This is a genomic window from Gilvibacter sp. CC01, from assembly GCF_055755295.1.
This window is the reverse complement of the sequence record NZ_CM146909.1, coordinates 79,257-95,911: the sequence shown is the minus strand read 5'-3', so window position 1 is coordinate 95,911 and position 16,655 is coordinate 79,257. Positions and strand designations below refer to the sequence as shown.

The window sequence follows — 16,655 nt, the reverse complement described above, 5'->3', positions numbered from 1 at the left end:
AGTTTTTTCTACTCGATGTTTCCGATAACTATCAAATCATCACTACTCGAACGGCCAGGACGATAATAAGCTGGCCCAGTAATTTCGCTCGGTATTTTGTAAACGAGATTGGTCGTTTTTGATGTCAGAGGATTTATTTGGTCAAACATCAATCCCCAACCTTCGAGCATAACAGTCTCGGATTTGTCGAAAAGATATTCTTTCCCGTTGTAATTTATAATTACTTCGCCTTCCGAAATCATTCTGCTTTCGCCGTCTGTATTTTTAAAAGTTGTGTTTAAAATCAAATATTGGTTGCCTTCTTCTTTTTTGAGGTCTGCAAATTGATTTCCTGTGCTTACTCTGTCTTGAAGACTTACTTTGTTTATAGTTACATCAAAATATCGTGTCGATAATGTTTCGCCAACTTGTTTTGCGGTGGCTGTGTTGTCTGAACTCACAGAACTTGACGAGCTTGAAGATGATGATGAACTATCATCGTCCATACTTCCAAACGCGATAAATACAAATAATGCCAAAGCCGAAGCTGAAATCAGGTGTCGTAGATTTTTTTTCATCGAAATTCAAATTTTAAGTTAATGGTTTTTGTGAAAAATATGAATGGTAAAGTCATTCCGAAAATATAAAAAAACAAGTCGGTCAAATCGAACGTTCCAACTACAAGTCCAAATAATTGTCCGATTTCGCTACCGATTGCCAAAAGTGGGATTATTAAAATCCAAAATGCGTTTTTAAATGAAACAGAATTTTGCCAAACTGCCAACATTAGGCAGACATACGAGAAAATCCAAAGCCCGTCTGGAAGTGAGAACAAAATCCATTCGGGAAGTTCATTAGCAAATTGAAAAGTCAATTTTCGCATTCCGTTGGTCAGTCCGCCTAAACCAATGGTTTCGTACCAACCAAACATTTTGAGCGTTGCAGTTCGGAACAGCACGTAAATCAGTCCGCTACAAAGCAAAGTCAAAAAGCTCCCAAAAAATAATTGTCTTTTCATTCAGTTTCAAATCCGCAAAAGGTGCAAAATAGAAAATTCGGTCTAATGTTCTTTACGGTTTTTCTCATTTAGCCGAATTTTTGTTCGAAAATTGCCCCTAACGGTTATATCCAAACGAAAGATACTAATAATTCCTCAAAAATTTCGGGATAACAATGTATCGATATTGTTTTTATCACTTTCGGTTAAAGCGTCTATAGTCGTATCCAATGGGCTTCTTAAGTTCAAGAGATCTTTTCGGCTAACATGGGTGTAAACCATAGTTGTTTCAGGCCTTGCATGACCCAAAAGCGCCTGAATATAGCGCAAATCTGTACGTATAATGTCAAAAAAATCCTTGGTAGTTGGTTTGTTTGGTAGTTAGTTCTTGATTCATTACGTGTGTAAGACGCAGTTCATCACTATTGCGTTACAAATCGTCGTGAAAATACTTTTGATTATTGGTACACTGGCAACGCATTTATTCTCTCATAGCCAGAAATTCTATTGTTTTTATAATTGCTGCGGATGGATCTTCAAACTTTATAATCACAACTAGCTCAATTTAAAAGATCACCTATCTTTTCACTTACTTTTCCGCGCTCACTCAGGCGTATTATCCAAAACACAAAGCGTTCTATTCGCCCCGGCCTCAGCAATTTCTTGCCAAAATTGGCAATGGTCTCGTCGCGCTGCAACAAGGCGAATCGCCGCTCGTCTACCGCTAGCACTACGTACTCATTGGCAAACTCCCAAGCGCCATCGCGGGCCACAGTCATAGAGAAATTGATCAGAAAGTCGTCTACTCTACGTGTTTTTTGTAAGATCCACAACAAGCCTGGCCATATCCGAGCCAGACTTCGCTCTACCTCTTCCAAGAGTTCTGCTAAAACTTCATTGATCTTATTAAAGTCGCCCTGCAGGTCAGCAATATTATCAGGGGTAGTTATAGTAGCAGCTGCAACTCCCAGGTCCAGGTTGATATGCGCATTCATACCAGCCAATAGGTGTTGCAAAACGATCACTTTTTGTTCTGCGGTAGCATTAAAGGCCAGCTCCCAACTCTGGGTAGTGGGTTGGCCTTGTTTGAAGTTGTTGTAAGCTTATAAATACCGATTGGCAAAGACCACGTCTAGCCTTTCCATTCGCGGATTGTCATCAAAATATCCCTGCGCGATCTTATCTTTTACACGCTGGGTAACTTTTAAATACAAGGCGGCAAAATAGCCTACAGGATCTTCCTCTGTTACGGCTTTGTCAACAATGTCTTTCAGTGCTGCAATTACAGCATCAATAGTGGTTGCTCCCATACAACTGCAAATATCAATTAAATAGTTTGTTGGGGAGTACTGATAAAATTAGCCTGTTCAAATCGGTCCTACTCTATTTTGACATAATTCTCTGCAAAAGTCGCATTGCCTTCATCGTCGTAGGCTACTTGACTAAAGGTATTGTTGTCCATCAGCAATCTAAACTCGAACTGCCTAACGGTGTCTAGCGCTTTCATCATTTCTTTAGATCCGTATTCGATGTATTCGATGAGCATACCGTCTTTTACCTCATAAGTACCATAGCCAAACCAGTCGTTGGTGTCTGTAGCATCGTAACGGGTCCACATAATATGGCCTTTGCTATACATTTTTACCTGGCGGTATCCGTTGAGATTGTACATGGTGTCGGTAACCATATTACTTTCATAGAAGGTCTGATGCTTCAATTCCCAAACCCCACGCAGGGATTCTTCCAATTTTGCATCTTCATTTTTGCTTGTGGCCATAAAAACAGCGCCACAAATCATTGTTGCGAGAAGGATACTTACTTTTTTCATGTTGACGTATTAGTTGATAATGAAGCGATTGACTTAGTTTAAGTTACGAAAAAAAATTAACATTTGATCAAAATTCAATCCGCCCACCAATTGAAAAAACCGCGGAATCCTTTTCAAAAATTCTATTGGCTATATGCGGTAAAATATTCGTAAATTGTATATTTGCGCCCGAGTTAACCGGTCGCGTAGCTCAGCTGGATAGAGCATCTGCCTTCTAAGCAGACGGTCACAGGTTCGAATCCTGTCGCGATCACGAATAACCTTCTGATTATCAGGAGGTTATTTTGTTTTAGTAGGGTTATGTTTTTTCTTTATAATGGTCAATTCTCACCAAAAGTTTGCACATAGTTTGCACAAATTTTCATACATTAGTATTAGTCAAAAAAATTAACCTTTATGAAAAAATTATTTTTATTAACTTTTGTATTTACCCTTTTTGCCTGTAGTGGAGGGGATGATGATAACAGTAACACTACAAATTCAGAGTTTCAGGGCGAATGGTCTGGAACATTTTCTGGAGACGATAATGGTACATGGACAGCAGGCATAAACTCTAATGGTGATGTAAGTGGTACTGCTTTCTCTACCACTTTTTCGGACACCTATTCTTTAGAGGGTTCTGTTAGTTCTTCTGGGCAGTTTCAAGCCACCTTTGGGACCAGTTCGGCTGGGGGAGAGTTTACTGGTCAGCTTAATGGAAATTCAGGTAATGGCACATGGGTAAACACCAGTGCTATGATGAGTGGAAGTTGGTCTGGTAGTAAGAACTAAAATTAATTCGTTTTTTATAAAATAACCTTCTGATTTTCAGAGGGTTATTTTGTTTTAGGAGGATTATGTTTTTTCTCTTTAATGGTCAATTTTAACCAAAAGTTTGCACATTATTTGCACATTTTCTAACACTAAATTCTTTGCTTATGGCTCACGTAAAATTAACGTTGGACATGAGGAGGGAAAAAGCTGACGGAACATATAATATCATCTACAGAATCACCCATTTTAAGCGTGTTTACACTATAAACTCTGGATTTAGCATACCATCTGTTGCATGGCGTAAAAACAAGTCTTGTGTAGCTAATTCACACCCTAATTCAAAGCTTATTAATTTACAGCTTTTGAAACGCTTTTATGCCATTGAGGAAGCACTACCCTAAAGCTAAAATACCCACTCAAAAGTTTGCACATTATTTGCACACAATAATGAACAAGATTATAAGTTATTGTAAATCAATAGCTCAGCTGAATAGAGCATCTGCCTTCTAAGCAGACGGTCCCAGGTTCGAATCCTGGCGCGATCACATCAAAAAGAAAACCACACTTCAGAAGTGTGGTTTTTTCATTTGGAACAAAGTGAAGTTTACTTCGACTTTGTGACAGATGTAAAAACATCGGCAACAAGGTTGCCGAGTTTTCTTTTTGCAGGAGTGAGATGAAAGGAACTTTGCGTCTTTGTTCACCGTAGCTTTAGCGCAGGTGAAAGCAAAGAATCCTGTAATAACAGTAGTCCAGACGGTCCCAGGCGGCTACCGCCGTGTAGCTCACTCAATTGTCCACCGGACAATTGATTTTGCAAGCAAGTCAAGAGTTTACTCTTGCAAGTGCGGGGCAAAGAGAAAACCATGAAAGCGAAGCTTGCATAGGTTTGCATTTTCTGGTGGGATGGCGAAGGAACTTTGCGTCTTTGTTCACCGTAGCTTTAGCGGAGGTGAAAGCAATGAATCCTGATTTAAGGCTATCAAGCACAAAGCCACACTACAAAAGTGTGGTTTTCATTTGGAAGCAAACCAAGCTTGCTTGTGTTTGAGAATAAATGGAAAACAAAGCGGCGCAGCCGCGTGGTTTTGTATTTGCAGTAAGGTTTATAAAGGCATCACGAGGCAAAGCCGAGTAATCCTGAAAACAAACACAGACAGCCCCAACCAGCGATCACACTCAATTGTCCAGAATCAGGAATAATTCAATAAATTTGGCTAAGCTGCTCATTTCGAACAACTCCTCTTAATATTGGAGGTTTATTTTAGCGAAAAGCCAATAACCACTTAACCAAAACGATTATGAAAGCCATCTGCAATCTATTGGGTATAATACTGCTACTATCCCCTGTTTCTTTGCTGTCACAAGAGCCTGTAAAAGTAAACACCAAACGACTAGAAGCTAGTATTTTAGATCTAGGTAAAATTGGCGTTGACGACAAAGGAACCCAGCGTGTGGCTTTTAGCGATTCCGATATTCAAGGTCGGGAATTTGTCGTAAAACTCATGAGAGCTGCTGGCTTGGAAGTTTCTATAGATTTTGCCGGAAACATTATCGGAAAACGCGCAGGAAGAGATAATTCACTGCCTACCATCGCCTTTGGTTCGCATATAGACACGGTGCCCAATGGTGGTAATTACGACGGCTGTGTAGGCTCCTTGGCAGCTATTGAACTCATCAACATCTTAAACGAGAATAAGATCGTTACCAATCATCCGCTAGAGGTAATAATATTCTCCAATGAAGAAGGCGGAGTTATGGGTAGTAGAGCAATTAGCGGGGAACTGCCGCAAAAAGCCCTATCGGTTGTGAATAGTACAGGCTATTCTATGAGAGAGGGCATTAAGCGCCTCGGAGGCGATCCTGACAGACTAAGTGAAGTTGTAAGATCAGGAAAGAACCTCTTGGCCTTTCTGGAGCTGCATATAGAACAAGGCGGCAATCTAGATCAAGAGGGAATAAATATTGGCATTGTAGAAGGTATAGTGGGGCTTAATTGGTGGGATGTAACTTTTACCGGCTTTGCCAATCACGCTGGGACAACTCCTATGAACAATCGCAAGGATGCCTTACTAGCGGCAGCCAAATTCATACAGGCTACCAATGAATCTGCCTTGAGTTTAGCGGGTAAACAGGTAGCAACTGTGGGTAGGATTTCGGCTTACCCTGGTGCACCCAATGTGATTCCAGGCCAAGTGGTCTTGTCTTTAGAAATTAGAGACCTTTCTACTGCAGTTATACAGCAGCTTTTCAATATCATAAAGGAGAAGGCAGCTGTGATCGCCAAAGAATCCGGAGTAAAAATTGAATTTGAAGCCCTGAGCACCACTGGAAAACCAGCCTTGACCGATCCTGAGATACAAGAGATCATCGAGGCCTCTGCAAAGGAACTCGAGCTGTCTTATATGTATCTGCCAAGCGGCGCGGGTCATGACGCCCAAGACATGGCTATCATAACTCCAACGGCAATGATATTCATTCCAAGTAAGGCAGGCATCAGTCATTCTCCGCAAGAATTCTCATCCGCAGCAGATATAGCCAATGGAGCGAACGTATTACTGAGCACTATTCTAAAGTTAGACGCTCCTAAATAGAGAAAAAAGAACAGACCCGCTCACCCCCCAGTAAACGGGTCTTCTCATCCGGCTGTGGAACTGCAATACTAGTTGTACTGCTCTATCAGATAATCAATCAAATCGGTGGTTGTTACAATGCCCGTTAATTTATCGCCATCCATTACCGGCAGGGCGTGAAATTGGTTTTTGGCCAAGGTAACAGCCACATCGTGAATGGTATCTGTCTTTTGCACGGTCTCCACATCTTTGGTCATAACCTGTTCTATGGTTAGTGCATCGTACATTGCGGTAGTGAGTCCCTGTCCATCCACTGTATTAATAAAACTAATCTTCTGAAGATCTGTTTTAGAAAGCATCCCAACTACTTTATCGCCGCTCACCACAGGCACATGATGAAATTGTTCTTCTTCTAGCATATCCTTTACATCGTAAAGTGTGTTGGTTTGATTCACCGTTTTAATGTTTGGGGTCATAATCTTTGAAATGGGTTCTCTTTTTTTCATGTTGTCATTTCTAAGGTTCTATTTCAAATCTAGCAGGAAACTGCCCCAAAAACTATGACCATTGTCAGCTGCAATGGTTCTATAGATAAATTTTGTTTAATCTTTAACACTTTTAGTTAAACAATAAACTATCTTTACTAAAAATAATGCCGATGAAAACCACTATGCTAGGCAGTTCAGCCCTTTTAGAAAAACCAACGGCGCTAAAGACCGCCATTGTGCGCAGAGAGCATTTCAACGCGGCACACCGTTTGCATAACCCAAACTGGAGTGAAGCCAAGAACCAAGCGGTTTTTGGCAAATGCAACAATCCGCATTATCACGGCCACAATTATGACTTGGAAGTGAAGGTAATAGGCTATTGTGACCCGGAAACCGGTTATGTTATGGACGCTAAAGTGCTTTCAGACCTCATAAAAGAACAGATCTTGGAGCGATTTGATCACAAGAATCTCAACTTAGAAGTTGCAGAATTCAGCAATTTGAATCCCACGGCAGAAAATATTGCCCGTGTTATCTACGAATTACTCAAAGTGCAATTGCCCCTAGACACCGAATTAAAAATCACCCTTTACGAAACACCGAGAAATTATGTTGAATACCCTTATTAACGGTCATAAACTTAACGGATTCTCTACCGAAGAAATTGGTGACGATCACCTCTATACTGGAATAGAAACCCCCATGCGCGAAGATGCCTTTGCGCTTTCAAATAACGAAAAGAAAGCCCAAATAGCAAAGCTTTTCGCTCAGATCATGGATGTCATGGGACTAGATCTCACAGACGACAGCTTGCAAGGCACGCCAGAGCGTGTTGCCAAAATGTATATCGATGAGATTTTCTGCGGACTCGATCCAAAGAACAAACCTCGTGTAGCACTCTTTGACAATAAGTACCAATACAACCAGATGTTGGTAGAAAAGAACATCAGTTTCTACTCAAATTGTGAGCATCACTTTGTTCCTATCGTTGGGAAAGCTCATGTTGCCTACATATCTTCTGGCAAAGTCATTGGTCTATCTAAGTTGAATCGCATTGTTCAATACTATGCCAAGCGGCCTCAAGTGCAAGAGCGTCTTACCAATCAGATCGCTAGAGAACTAGTCACTGCCTTAGACACCAAAGATGTAGCTGTTATTATAGATGCCAAACACCTCTGCGTGTCTTCCCGTGGTGTTAAGGACGATACTTCCTCTACTGTTACTTCTTATTACGGCGGAGCTTTTAACAGTCCGCAGCGCATTGCAGAATTGCAGAATTACATTCAAGGCTTATAAATCATACAATGACGTTTTTGCTACCTTTACCCTATGGCAGCTAAAAAACCGGACAATGTAGTCTATAACGAAGAAGAGCAGCGCTATGACGCTGCTCTTAAACCTTATGCCACTAATGTAGGTGCTCCTGCTATTACGGCTGCTGACAATTCTGGCTGGAAATTAGCCAGCGTAAAAACAGTGAACGAGCGCTTCAAGGCCAAGTTCGAGGATATTCACAAACAGTATCAAGAACTTACCCAGCAGTACGAGCGCAATCAACTCGTCTACAATGCCAAATTCAGTTTTGAGCCGCAATTGGGCCAAGTCTATCATTTGTATCGCGATAGCCAAATGCAGCCTTTCTTGTCTATCATTAGACCAGAGGAATGTAATTTTGATTATGTAGGCAGCTACCGTATCAATGCAGACCGCATGTGGGAAGAAGTACAGCGTGCAGCCTCAGAAGAATAGTCTAGATTTTTACTCCGGATATTCTACCCGCAGGTGATAGATATTAGAGAGCTTCTTTTTAAGCACCTTTTTAACGGTTTGAATTTCTTTAAAGGTAATATTGGCATTCAGGAACTGGCCTTGTTCCATTTGCTTGCTTACAATATTCTCTACAAAGGCCTCGATCTTGGTGTAGGTGGGCTCCTTTAAACTCTTACTAGCCGCTTCTACGCTGTCTGCCATCATAAGTATTGCAGTCTCCTTGCTAAAGGGAATCGGCCCAGGATAGCGGAAAGGAGTAGCGTCTATTTCGTCACCTTCTTTTTCTTGTTGTTTTTTGTAGAAGTAATACACCAAGCTTGTTCCGTGGTGGGTTCGTATAAAGTCGATCACTCGGTCTGGCAGGTTATTCTTTTTGGCGATCTCTATTCCCTTAATAACATGATCGATGATGATACGCGCGCTCTCTGCCGGTTCCAAATCGTCATGTGAGTTTACTGCTGTAGCCTGATTCTCGGTGAAATAGGTAGGGTTTGCCATTTTCCCGATATCGTGATACAAGGCTCCAACACGAATAAGCATAGCATTGGCCCCAATTTCATTGGCCGCGGCTTCTGCCAAATTCGCCACGTTAAGGGAGTGGTGAAAAGTTCCGGGGGCCTTATCGGAGAGTTCTTTGAGCAATTTGGAATTGGTATCGCTAAGTTCGAGCAGCGACACATCAGAAACCAATCCGAAGATCTTCTCATAAAAGTATATAAGCGGGTAAGACAGTAAAGTCGCCAAGCCGGCAAGTATAAAGTAGCCAAAGGTCAACTCATCCAAACCAGAAATACCGCCTTCGTGTATTACATTAAAGGCAAAATAGCCCAACATATATATGATGGTGATCTGTCCAACAGATATAAAGAGATTGGCCCGCTTATACAGCTCAGAAACGGTGAGTATGGTGACTATACCTGCAATGATCTGCAAGAACATATACTCAAAACTATTGGGTACGATAAAGCCGAGTAGCAACACAGTAAGTACATGTACAAAGAGTCCCAATCTAGGGTCAAAGAAGGCTTTGAGAATTAACGGAAGCACACAAAGTGGTACTACATAGACGTATTTAGGGTCATACTTCACCACCAAAGTGGTCAAGAGAACCATGAGCACTATGTTGAAAAAAATAAAGGTCACTTTGGTGTTGTTGGCAAATATCTCTTGGCGGTATTTGCGCAAGAACAAAAGCAACATCATTAGAGCCAATGAGACCAACAGGGCGTAGCCAAAAACGATCCAATTGTAGTTGGACTTGGTCCAAACTTGGCTTTCGTATTCCATCCGCAGCGACTCCAAGATCTGGTACTTCTCGCCTTCTACAACTTCTCCGCGCGCAATGATCCGACGATCCGCCTCAACAATACCCTTGGTAGGTGAGATTCCCGCCAAGGCTTCTTCTAGCGTAGTTTCGGTGAAACGTTTGTTATAGCTAACATTGGGTTCAAAGATGCCTATCAAGGCTTGTTGAAGCAGATTTGCATCCGCAGCATAAACACTCGCATTGATCTGCTGTGTAAGGCTGGTGTTTATATCACCCAAAACTTGTAGGCTGCCAAAGGCCACTCGTGATCCTTGGTTGCCTTCTCGCAAAAAGACCATCTTATCTGCTGCATAAGGCATTGTTTCTCCCAAGACTCCGGGGTCGTATACTTTATCTATGAGTGATAAGCCGTAATTGCTCAATACAGACTGCGGATAGCTGCTTAACGAATCCACGAAATTGGTAGCTAAGCTATTGGCGAAGTTGGCCTTTACCCTTTCGGCAACACCTGAGTCCAAGTCAAAATATGGAGTGATATTATTGCGGATCTCTTCTTGCTCTGTAGCCAGAGCCTCTGTGTCCTTCTTAATGGCGAAGTCAAAAGGTGCATACAAGTTCTCGTCTTGCCATACCTGTCCTTTCTGATAATCGTATTTGAACTTCCCTCCTTTTGGAAAGAAATAAATGATCAATACCGTGGCCGCGATAAATAATACCGCTTTGTATAGTAAGGATTGGTTCCTGTAGAAGTTAAACTTGAATTTTGCCATCTGAGATAATTCAAAGATACCCATATAATTGAATTTGCCAACGCTCTTTAATAGCAATATCCGGACTGTTAATTGGTTGCTGAATCCTTTTAAAAATTGTAGTTTTGCAGGACAAAAAAACTAGCTAAATCACTGTTATGCCAACAAAGAAAGTTGTTATCGTTTCCATGGCCAGAACGCCTATCGGCAGTTTTATGGGGTCACTCTCTTCGCTTACTGCCGCGCAATTAGGTTCGGTGGCTATTAAAGGTGCGATAGATAAGATCGAGCTAGATCCGAGCTTGGTAGACGAAGTACTTATGGGTAATGTGGTGCAGGCTGGAGTTGGACAAGCTCCTGCACGCCAAGCGGCCATTGGAGCTGGTCTTGGAGATCATGTTCCTAGTACTACAGTGAATAAAGTATGTGCCTCTGGAATGAAAGCCGTTATGCAAGGCGCACAAGCCATACGAACCGGAGATGCCGAGATCGTCGTTGCCGGAGGTATGGAAAGCATGAGTAATATTCCGCATTATTTACCACTGCGTAAAGGGCATAGATTCGGACCACAAACCATGATAGATGGTATGCAAAAAGACGGCCTGGTCGATGCCTATGACCAAAACGCTATGGGTGTTTGTGCAGATCTATGCGCTACAGAGCACAATTTTAGCCGAGAAGAGCAAGATGCATTCGCTATTCAATCTTACGAGCGTTCTGCAGCAGCTTGGGAAGCCGGCAAATTTGCAGACGAGGTAGTACCAGTTAGCGTGCCACAACGCAAAGGAGATCCTATCATTGTTGCCGAGGACGAAGAGTACAAAAATGTGCGTTTCGACAAAGTGCCACAGCTAAGACCAGCCTTTAGCAAGGACGGAACCGTGACTGCTGCCAACGCATCTACCATTAACGATGGTGCAGGTGCAGTGGTTTTAATGAGCGAAGAAAAAGCAGCCGCTATGGGACTAACGCCTTTGGCCGTGATCGAATCTTTTGCCGATGCAGCCCACGAGCCTAAATGGTTCACTGTAGCCCCTGCAAAAGCCTTACCCAAGGCCTTGGCCAAAGCAGGTGTCAGTATAGACGATATTGACTTTTTTGAATTCAACGAAGCCTTTTCTGTGGTTGGCTTGGCCAATATGAAACTCTTAGGGCTTAACGATTCCAATGTCAATGTTCACGGAGGAGCTGTTTCTTTAGGACATCCGCTAGGATGCAGTGGTGTTCGAATTTTGATTACCTTGATCAGTGTATTACGACAAAACAATGCAAAAAAAGGAGCTGCTGCTATTTGTAATGGCGGCGGAGGTGCTTCTGCCATGGTAATCTCTAATCCTAATTAATTCCCACCTTGAATTACGGCCTCTGTCCTTTAAGTATAGTTCCCGTTAGAGAAGCTGCGGCGGATACCAGTGAATTGGTAACCCAAGTGCTTTACGGGGAACACTTTAAGGTTTTGGAGTCTCGTGCCAAATGGAGTAAAATCCGTCTGGAATGGGATGCATATGAAGGCTGGATAGACAACAAACAGTTGGTCTCCATAAGCAAGGAACAATACGAGGCCTTAAGTGCGGCCCCTGATATTCTCAGTGCAGATCTGGTAGATTTTGTGACCCATAGCAATGGCCAGCTTATGCCAATACCCATTGGCAGTTGTGTACACGCTTGTGATCTTTTAGGACACACCCACGAAGGCAATACATTAAGTGGCACTATCGAAAAAGCCCATATTGTAAATACAGCCTTGCTTTATCTGAACAGCCCTTATTTATGGGGAGGAAAAACGCCTTTCGGGATCGATTGTAGCGGGTTTACCCAAATGGTATACAGACTTAATGGCTATCGCTTAAAACGCGACGCAAGTCAGCAAGCTACGCAGGGTGATGCCTTTAGTTTTATAGAAGAATGCGAACCTGGCGATCTTGCTTTCTTTGATAATAAAGAAGGCGATATCATTCACGTGGGCATCGTACTCAAAGACAACTACATCATTCATGCGCACGGACAGGTTAGAATAGACCGTCTGGACCACACAGGCATCTTCAATGCAGAGCGCAATACCCATACCCATAAGTTGCGCGTGCTAAAGCGCATCGTTTAAGCCAAAAAAAACCACCGCCTAAGGCCGGTGGTTTTAACAGCAGGGATGTATTGGTTATCCACCAAGCTCTTCCAAGCGAGCTTTCTTGGCTTTAAACTTTTCTGTGTCTCCCAAGATGGAATAGATGTTCATTAGTGTACGAACTATCTCCACATTCTCTTTAGCGGCGTTAGCCTTCTCAAAATAAGGCGCAGCTTCACGGTATACTTGTTCGCGCTGTGCTTTCAATTCGTCATAACGACGGTTGTCTGCAGCAGATGTACCAAGATTATTCATCTCGTCTACTATAGCTCCTTCTTGAGCAATGATCAAGGAAGCCATATTGACATTAGCGTCTGCGAAATCTGGATCAATCTCTAGCGCCTTCATATAGTATTGCTTTGCAGCCTCATTGTCTCCGGCTTTAGCAGAAACTACTCCCAAGTTGAATTGGGTCTGCGGATTATTAGGTTCTTTTTCTGCAGCTTCGTTCATAAGCTCCTTAAAGCGATCAATGTTCCCCATTTTGTATTGAACGTCAGCTTCTGTCATAAGTAGACCCATATCGTCTGGCTCAAGGGCTCTAGCAGCCTTCATAGCGGCAATAGCTTCTTCGTTACGGCCAAGACTCACATAGATCAAAGCAATGTTCTTAGTGATCTCTGTAGCACGAGATTCCGATTTAACGGTCTCTGGCTTAATAAAATCTCCACTCTTTACGTAAAGCTCGCGCTCTGCTGGTGAGTTAAATTCTTTTACTTCGCCAGTTTCCTTATCGGTAGCTACGTACTTCTCAGTGATTCCGGTATAACCAAGATCCTGAAGCTCATTGTAGTACTCGATAGCCTTATCGTACATCTTACCCGTAACCAGGTTAGAAGCTGCAAAATACAAGAAGGAAGTATCCTGAGGATTCACGCGATACATCGCCTCTAACTTAGAAGCAGCCATCTCATAGGCTTTGTTGTTCTGATCGGCAACTGCACTATTTACAACGGCGGTGCGAATGCTGTTGGCCAAAGTAGCTAACTCCTGATTAGCTCCATCTAGGCCTATACCCATCTTTACAGCCTCTGCAGCGGCCAACATATCGTTGGAATCCGTAACAGCACCATCCATAAATAAGGCCTGAGCTTTATAGAGGTAAAAATCTACCTTTTGATCATCACTAAGAGCTCCCATCATTCCTTCTACTGTGCTCAGCAAATTCTTAGCTCCTGCATAATCGCCACCCTTTAGGGCCTTGCTCACTGCACGTAGCTCTTTCTTTTGCGCAAAGCTGCTCAAGGTTCCGGCTATCAATAAAACAATTAATAATCGTGTTTTCATGTGTTTAAAATTTAATGGCTCGCCTCACAATTGGGGAAGACGATTCATTGTTCGTGGTTTAAAGTAATTACTCATTAGATTCATCGGTCGCTGTATCCGTATCAATCGGCGTGCCATCTTCTGCAATTTGCTCTTCATCCACTTCGTCTTCGTCGTGCATTACTTTAGCAACTGCAGCAATGGAGTCATCTTCTCTCACTTTAATGAGTCTAACTCCTTGGGTAGCTCTACCCATAACTCGCAGATCTTCAACGGCCATACGAATGGCGATTCCAGACTTGTTGATGATCATCAGGTCGTCTGCATCGCTCACATTTTTTATGGCGACTAATTTACCAGTTTTTTCGGTAATACTAATGGTTTTCACCCCTTTTCCACCACGGTTGGTGATGCGGTAATCCTCCAAACTAGATCGTTTTCCGTATCCGTTCTCTGAAACAACAAGGATATCGGTAGAGAAATCGTTCACAGCGATCATCCCTACTACCTCGTCATCTGGACCAGCCAGCGTGATACCGCGTACTCCAGATGCATTACGGCCCATTGGGCGTGTCTTCTCTTCTTCGAAGCGGATAGCCTTACCAGATTGTACTGCCAACATAACCTGGCTGTCGCCTGTGGTCAATTTAGCTTCTAGCAGCTCATCGTCTTCGCGAATAGTAATGGCATTGATACCGTTGGTTCTAGGTCTAGAATACTGCTCCAATGAGGTTTTCTTCACTTGTCCCTTTTTGGTAGCCATGATCACATAGTGGCCATTGATGTACTCTTCGTCCTTGAGGTCTTGGGTACAGATAAAGGCTTTTACCTTATCGTCCGGTTCTATATTGATCAAATTCTGAATAGCTCGACCCTTAGAGGTTCTGCTTCCTTCTGGGATCTCAAAGACACGCATCCAGAAACACTTTCCTTTTTGAGTGAAGAACAACATATACTGGTGGTTGGTTCCCACAAAAAGATGCTCTAAGAAGTCTTCATTTCTTGTGGCCGAGGCCTTCTGCCCTACACCCCCGCGATTTTGCTTCTTGTATTCGGTAAGCGAGGTACGCTTGATATATCCCGCGTGAGAAATGGTGATCACCACCTTCTCATCGGCGATAAGGTCCGTAATACTTACATCTCCTCCAGCGTATTCGATGTTTGAGCGACGCTCGTCACCAAACTTCTCACGAACTTCTCCTAACTCTTCTTTGATGATGTCCATACGACGCTCCTTTTTAGCAAGGATGTCTTTATAATCTTCAATGGTCTTCATCAATTCGTCGTACTCGGCACGTAGTTTGTCTTGCTCCAGTCCTGTCAATTGACGCAGACGCATCTCTACGATGGCCTTGGCTTGGATCTCTGAAAGCTCAAAGGTTTTCATCAACTTCTCACGAGCTTCATCGGCATTGGCGGAAGCACGGATGAGTTTGATCACCTCGTCGATATTGTCCGAAGCAATAATGAGTCCTTCTAAAATATGTGCACGCTCTTCTGCCTTGCGCAATAAGTACTCTGTACGACGCACCACTACCTCGTGGCGGTGTTCCACAAAATAATGGATCAGTTCCTTGAGGTTCAATAGACGCGGACGCCCATTCACCAAGGCAATATTATTTACACTAAAGCTGGATTGCAGCTGGGTGTACTTATAAAGCATGTTCAGCACGATATTCGGAATAGCATCGCGCTTTAAGATGTATACGATACGCATTCCTTTACGGTCGGATTCGTCTCGAATAGTAGAGATACCTTCTATCTTCTTGTCGTTGACCAGATCCGCAGTCTTTTTGATCATATCGGCCTTATTGACCTGATACGGGATCTCTGTCACCACGATCGCCTCACGCCCGTTCACTTCTTCAAAACTGGCCTTCCCACGCATCACCACGCGACCACGACCGGTGTGAAAGGCATCCTTTACTCCTTCGTATCCGTAGATAGTTCCACCCGTTGGGAAATCAGGAGCTTTAACGTGCTGCATGAGCTCGTCTATAGTGATGTCATTATTATCAATGTATGCGATGGTTCCGTCCACCACCTCAGAAAGGTTGTGTGGTGGCATATTGGTCGCCATACCTACTGCAATACCAGAGGCACCGTTGATCAACAAGCCCGGAACACGGGTAGGAAGCACTGTCGGCTCTTTTAAGGTATCGTCAAAGTTTAATTGGTGGTCTACGGTCTCTTTGTCTATATCGGCCAGCATTTCTTCTGAAATACGTTGCATACGCGCTTCTGTATAACGCATTGCCGCCGGAGAATCTCCATCAATGGATCCGAAGTTACCTTGTCCATCGACCAACATATAGCGCAGACTCCACTCCTGAGCCATACGCACCATGGCGTCGTAAACCGAGGTATCACCATGCGGGTGGTACTTACCGAGTACCTCTCCCACAATACGCGCAGATTTCTTGTGTGCAGAACCTGCCCGAACCCCTAATTCATACATTCCGTGCAGCACGCGGCGGTGAACCGGTTTCATACCGTCACGCACATCTGGCAGCGCACGTGACACAATGACCGACATCGAATAATCGATGTAGGCTGACTTCATTTCATCTTCAATGTTGATAGGGATTAATTTTTCACCTTCAGCCATAAAAAAATCGTTTAGTTTTCAATCAAAATTTATAACAAGGCAAGATACGGTTTTCAGCCCATTTTTATTGGTCTTCGCAGCGCTTTTACCTACAATTTTATTAACAAATTTTTAGTGGGTTTTCGTTAATAACTCAGGGGGGATTTGTTTGGTTATGCGTTTGTTTTTTCGTCCTTTTACTTACAATGGTGTATTTGAGGTACAATTTTTGCTCCTTAATCATTGTTTTAGTAATTTTAGACAGAAAGGAATTCT

15 protein-coding genes, 2 tRNA genes and 1 pseudogene are annotated in these 16,655 nt (G+C 43.0%); 10 read left to right on the top strand and 8 right to left on the bottom strand.

From position 1 onward, the window contains the following. Nucleotides 1–8 precede the first annotated feature (8 nt). The 4 genes and pseudogenes from AC0J2F_RS00500 to AC0J2F_RS00485 form a co-directional block, all read right to left on the bottom strand. Nucleotides 9–557 carry a DUF4352 domain-containing protein gene (locus AC0J2F_RS00500; RefSeq protein WP_473008094.1) on the bottom strand — a complete coding sequence of 183 codons (549 nt, stop codon included), beginning with the start codon at nucleotides 555–557 and terminating at the stop codon, nucleotides 9–11. Beyond that, the gene (locus AC0J2F_RS00495; protein ID WP_473008093.1) at nucleotides 554–997 is read right to left on the bottom strand and encodes a hypothetical protein; all 444 of its coding nucleotides are present in this window, start codon (nucleotides 995–997) and stop codon (nucleotides 554–556) included. The genes AC0J2F_RS00500 and AC0J2F_RS00495 overlap by 4 nt, the downstream gene beginning before the upstream one ends. 539 nt (nucleotides 998–1,536) lie before the next feature. Next, nucleotides 1,537–2,286, bottom strand: a pseudogene (locus AC0J2F_RS00490) (DUF5995 family protein). A gap of 68 nt (nucleotides 2,287–2,354) precedes the next feature. Then, nucleotides 2,355–2,804: a hypothetical protein gene (locus AC0J2F_RS00485; protein ID WP_473008092.1), complete on the bottom strand. Its 450-nt coding sequence runs from the start codon at nucleotides 2,802–2,804 to the stop codon at nucleotides 2,355–2,357. A gap of 179 nt (nucleotides 2,805–2,983) precedes the next feature. Between AC0J2F_RS00485 and AC0J2F_RS00480 the strand changes: the two genes are divergently transcribed. The 5 genes from AC0J2F_RS00480 (at nucleotide 2,984) to AC0J2F_RS00460 (ending at nucleotide 6,151) form a co-directional block, all read left to right on the top strand. Further along, nucleotides 2,984–3,057, top strand: a tRNA-Arg gene (locus tag AC0J2F_RS00480). 143 nt (nucleotides 3,058–3,200) lie between these two features. After that, the gene (locus AC0J2F_RS00475) at nucleotides 3,201–3,575 is read left to right on the top strand and encodes a hypothetical protein (protein ID WP_473008091.1); all 375 of its coding nucleotides are present in this window, start codon (nucleotides 3,201–3,203) and stop codon (nucleotides 3,573–3,575) included. A 146-nt stretch (nucleotides 3,576–3,721) separates the two neighbouring features. Next, nucleotides 3,722–3,958 carry an Arm DNA-binding domain-containing protein gene (locus AC0J2F_RS00470; RefSeq protein WP_473008090.1) on the top strand — a complete coding sequence of 79 codons (237 nt, stop codon included), beginning with the start codon at nucleotides 3,722–3,724 and terminating at the stop codon, nucleotides 3,956–3,958. A gap of 78 nt (nucleotides 3,959–4,036) precedes the next feature. Continuing rightward, nucleotides 4,037–4,099 (top strand) — tRNA-Arg (locus AC0J2F_RS00465). A gap of 759 nt (nucleotides 4,100–4,858) precedes the next feature. Then, nucleotides 4,859–6,151, top strand: a complete 1,293-nt coding sequence (locus AC0J2F_RS00460; protein ID WP_473008089.1) for an allantoate amidohydrolase — start codon at nucleotides 4,859–4,861, stop codon at nucleotides 6,149–6,151. Between the two features lie 68 nt (nucleotides 6,152–6,219). On the opposite strand, the gene AC0J2F_RS00455 is transcribed toward AC0J2F_RS00460, so the two are convergent. Further along, a complete protein-coding gene (locus AC0J2F_RS00455; protein WP_087525364.1) occupies nucleotides 6,220–6,636 on the bottom strand; it encodes a CBS domain-containing protein in 417 nt (138 codons plus the stop codon). Nucleotides 6,637–6,788: 152 nt separating this feature from the next. On the opposite strand from AC0J2F_RS00455, the gene AC0J2F_RS00450 reads away from it, so the two are divergent. From AC0J2F_RS00450 to AC0J2F_RS00440, 3 genes are read left to right on the top strand one after another with little or no spacing between them, the layout of a single operon-like run. After that, nucleotides 6,789–7,247: a 6-pyruvoyl trahydropterin synthase family protein gene (locus AC0J2F_RS00450; protein ID WP_473008088.1), complete on the top strand. Its 459-nt coding sequence runs from the start codon at nucleotides 6,789–6,791 to the stop codon at nucleotides 7,245–7,247. Then, on the top strand, nucleotides 7,228–7,914 hold the full coding sequence (gene folE, locus AC0J2F_RS00445; RefSeq protein WP_473008087.1) for a GTP cyclohydrolase I FolE: 687 nt from the start codon (nucleotides 7,228–7,230) through the stop codon (nucleotides 7,912–7,914). The genes AC0J2F_RS00450 and folE overlap by 20 nt, the downstream gene beginning before the upstream one ends. A 33-nt stretch (nucleotides 7,915–7,947) precedes the next feature. Then, nucleotides 7,948–8,367, top strand: coding sequence for a DUF2452 domain-containing protein (locus tag AC0J2F_RS00440; RefSeq protein ID WP_087525366.1), 420 nt, complete (start codon nucleotides 7,948–7,950; stop codon nucleotides 8,365–8,367). Nucleotides 8,368–8,376: 9 nt separating this feature from the next. Here the strand turns inward: AC0J2F_RS00440 and AC0J2F_RS00435 are convergent, their stop codons facing one another. Then, nucleotides 8,377–10,425, bottom strand: a complete 2,049-nt coding sequence (locus AC0J2F_RS00435; RefSeq protein ID WP_473008086.1) for an HD family phosphohydrolase — start codon at nucleotides 10,423–10,425, stop codon at nucleotides 8,377–8,379. Nucleotides 10,426–10,562: 137 nt separating this feature from the next. Here AC0J2F_RS00435 and AC0J2F_RS00430 point away from each other — a divergent pair, with 137 nt between their 5' ends. Together AC0J2F_RS00430 and AC0J2F_RS00425 are read left to right on the top strand one after the other, a co-directional pair. Further along, entirely contained in the window at nucleotides 10,563–11,747 is a 1,185-nt protein-coding gene (locus tag AC0J2F_RS00430; protein WP_473008085.1) for an acetyl-CoA C-acyltransferase, read from the top strand. A gap of 8 nt (nucleotides 11,748–11,755) precedes the next feature. Next, nucleotides 11,756–12,505 (top strand): C40 family peptidase, encoded by a 750-nt coding sequence (locus AC0J2F_RS00425; protein ID WP_473008084.1) that lies wholly within the window; start codon nucleotides 11,756–11,758, stop codon nucleotides 12,503–12,505. Nucleotides 12,506–12,559: 54 nt separating this feature from the next. Here AC0J2F_RS00425 and AC0J2F_RS00420 read toward each other — a convergent pair whose 3' ends face one another. Together AC0J2F_RS00420 and gyrA are read right to left on the bottom strand one after the other, a co-directional pair. After that, complete coding sequence (locus AC0J2F_RS00420) at nucleotides 12,560–13,813, bottom strand: tetratricopeptide repeat protein (protein WP_473008083.1); 1,254 nt, start codon at nucleotides 13,811–13,813, stop codon at nucleotides 12,560–12,562. A 67-nt stretch (nucleotides 13,814–13,880) separates the two neighbouring features. Further along, nucleotides 13,881–16,400, bottom strand: a complete 2,520-nt coding sequence (gyrA, locus tag AC0J2F_RS00415; RefSeq protein ID WP_473008082.1) for a DNA gyrase subunit A — start codon at nucleotides 16,398–16,400, stop codon at nucleotides 13,881–13,883. Nucleotides 16,401–16,655 lie beyond the last annotated feature (255 nt).

Excerpts from the sequence above, each read along its gene's own strand:
- AC0J2F_RS00500 (WP_473008094.1), bottom strand. The coding sequence starts at position 557 with ATGAAAAAAAATCTACGACACCTGATTTCAGCTTCGGCTTTGGCATTA.
- AC0J2F_RS00495 (WP_473008093.1), bottom strand. The coding sequence starts at position 997 with ATGAAAAGACAATTATTTTTTGGGAGCTTTTTGACTTTGCTTTGTAGC.
- AC0J2F_RS00485 (WP_473008092.1), bottom strand. The coding sequence starts at position 2,804 with ATGAAAAAAGTAAGTATCCTTCTCGCAACAATGATTTGTGGCGCTGTT.
- AC0J2F_RS00475 (WP_473008091.1), top strand. The coding sequence starts at position 3,201 with ATGAAAAAATTATTTTTATTAACTTTTGTATTTACCCTTTTTGCCTGT.
- AC0J2F_RS00470 (WP_473008090.1), top strand. The coding sequence starts at position 3,722 with ATGGCTCACGTAAAATTAACGTTGGACATGAGGAGGGAAAAAGCTGAC.
- AC0J2F_RS00460 (WP_473008089.1), top strand. The coding sequence starts at position 4,859 with ATGAAAGCCATCTGCAATCTATTGGGTATAATACTGCTACTATCCCCT.
- AC0J2F_RS00455 (WP_087525364.1), bottom strand. The coding sequence starts at position 6,636 with ATGAAAAAAAGAGAACCCATTTCAAAGATTATGACCCCAAACATTAAA.
- AC0J2F_RS00450 (WP_473008088.1), top strand. The coding sequence starts at position 6,789 with ATGAAAACCACTATGCTAGGCAGTTCAGCCCTTTTAGAAAAACCAACG.
- folE (WP_473008087.1), top strand. The coding sequence starts at position 7,228 with ATGTTGAATACCCTTATTAACGGTCATAAACTTAACGGATTCTCTACC.
- AC0J2F_RS00440 (WP_087525366.1), top strand. The coding sequence starts at position 7,948 with ATGGCAGCTAAAAAACCGGACAATGTAGTCTATAACGAAGAAGAGCAG.
- AC0J2F_RS00435 (WP_473008086.1), bottom strand. The coding sequence starts at position 10,425 with ATGGCAAAATTCAAGTTTAACTTCTACAGGAACCAATCCTTACTATAC.
- AC0J2F_RS00430 (WP_473008085.1), top strand. The coding sequence starts at position 10,563 with ATGCCAACAAAGAAAGTTGTTATCGTTTCCATGGCCAGAACGCCTATC.
- AC0J2F_RS00420 (WP_473008083.1), bottom strand. The coding sequence starts at position 13,813 with ATGAAAACACGATTATTAATTGTTTTATTGATAGCCGGAACCTTGAGC.
- gyrA (WP_473008082.1), bottom strand. The coding sequence starts at position 16,400 with ATGGCTGAAGGTGAAAAATTAATCCCTATCAACATTGAAGATGAAATG.